The organism is Candidatus Thiosymbion oneisti (assembly GCF_900092655.1).
Classification (GTDB): domain Bacteria; phylum Pseudomonadota; class Gammaproteobacteria; order Chromatiales; family Chromatiaceae; genus Thiosymbion; species Thiosymbion oneisti.
Genome location: NZ_FLUY01000142.1, coordinates 1 through 529, shown reverse-complemented (window position 1 = coordinate 529; position 529 = coordinate 1). Strand labels below are relative to the sequence as shown.

Sequence of the window (529 nt, the reverse complement as noted above, 5' to 3'; positions counted from 1 at the left end):
GAAGAGTTCCTCAAACCGCTCCGCATCACGCAGTATCGCCTTGCCAAGGAAATTGGAGTTTCCCAGCGTCGCATCGGGGAGATTGTTGCGGGCTCGCGTGGCATCACGGTCGACACAGGCTTACGCCTCTCGCGTTTTTTTGGTATGTCTGAGAGTTTTTGGACGGGTTTGCAGATGGACTATGAAGCGACCATGGCCAAGGACGCACTTACGGAAACTCTCGCAAAGATCACGCCTTGGGGACATTACGCGCATGATAACGATAAGGCCCAACAATAGCATCAACCTGAGCCACGGAATACCGTCGAGAGCGGGAAATGGGGTCAGGTCTTGACCTGTGCCTTCAAGGGTCACGGATCAAGACCTGATCCCATTTCTGCGCATGAGCCAAGCCGTTATGCCTCTAAAATCATGAGCCTATGTCACTACTGAATAAGATGATATTATTTGCTGGCTCTTTATGGATTCCAGACTGGTATCCGATCGGGGCTTAGCCGAGGTATAGGTAGACAGCAGCCCCAAGACGCCG

The 529-nt window shown here is 52.4% G+C and carries 1 protein-coding gene; it reads left to right on the top strand.

Translation table 11 applies throughout. The features are described 5' to 3' along the window. Positions 1-279, top strand: a 279-nt coding sequence (locus tag BQ17_RS01490) for a HigA family addiction module antitoxin (protein ID WP_089723975.1), incomplete at its 5' end; no start/stop codon positions are given. Positions 280-529 lie beyond the last annotated feature (250 nt).